Genomic DNA, 843 nt, shown 5'->3' with positions numbered 1-843 from the left:
CTTGCACGTCAGGTTGGTGTTCCAGCAATTGTTGTTTTTCTTAATAAAGTTGATCAGGTTGATGATGTAGAACTTTTGGAGCTTGTAGAGCTTGAGGTTCGGGAACTTTTATCCAAATATGATTTCCCAGGCGATGATATACCGATTGTTAAGGGTTCTGCGTTGGCCGCCCTTGAGGATAAGGATAAAAGCATTGGTGAAGATGCTGTTCGTCTTTTGATGAGTGAAGTTGATAATTATATTCCAACCCCTGAACGTCCTGTTGATCAACCATTTTTGATGCCGATAGAAGATGTATTTTCGATTTCGGGTCGTGGAACCGTTGTTACGGGTCGTGTTGAGCGTGGTGTTATTAAAGTTGGAGAGGAAATCGAGATTATCGGTATTCGTCCAACGTCTAAGACGACGGTTACAGGCGTTGAGATGTTCCGCAAGCTTTTAGATCAAGGCCAAGCGGGTGATAATATAGGAGCTCTGCTCCGTGGTGTTGACCGTGAAGGGATTGAGCGTGGTCAAGTGTTGGCGAAGCCAGGATCCGTTACGCCTCATACACGTTTTAAAGCAGAAGCTTACATTTTGACAAAAGATGAAGGTGGACGTCATACGCCATTTTTCACAAATTATCGTCCTCAGTTTTACTTCCGTACGACGGATGTTACAGGTATTGTTACGCTTCCAGAAGGAACGGAAATGGTTATGCCAGGCGACAATGTTGCCATGGATGTTTCGTTGATCGTTCCGATAGCGATGGAAGAAAAACTTCGTTTCGCTATTCGTGAAGGTGGTCGTACTGTTGGTGCCGGTATCGTCTCTAAGATCATTGAATAAATAATGCTTGTTGAG

The 843-nt window shown here is 44.0% G+C and carries 1 protein-coding gene; it reads left to right on the top strand.

The genetic code is table 11. The features are described 5' to 3' along the window. The coding region (locus ACFIKU_RS09960) for an elongation factor Tu (RefSeq protein ID WP_375657414.1) at positions 1-828 on the top strand (828 nt) is incomplete at its 5' end. Between the last annotated feature and the right edge of the window lie 15 nt (positions 829-843).

Source organism: Bartonella sp. CM120XJJH (assembly GCF_042194715.1).
Lineage (GTDB): Bacteria > Pseudomonadota > Alphaproteobacteria > Rhizobiales > Rhizobiaceae > Bartonella.
Note: the sequence above shows the minus strand (reverse complement) of the source record. Positions and strands in the feature narration are given on the sequence as shown.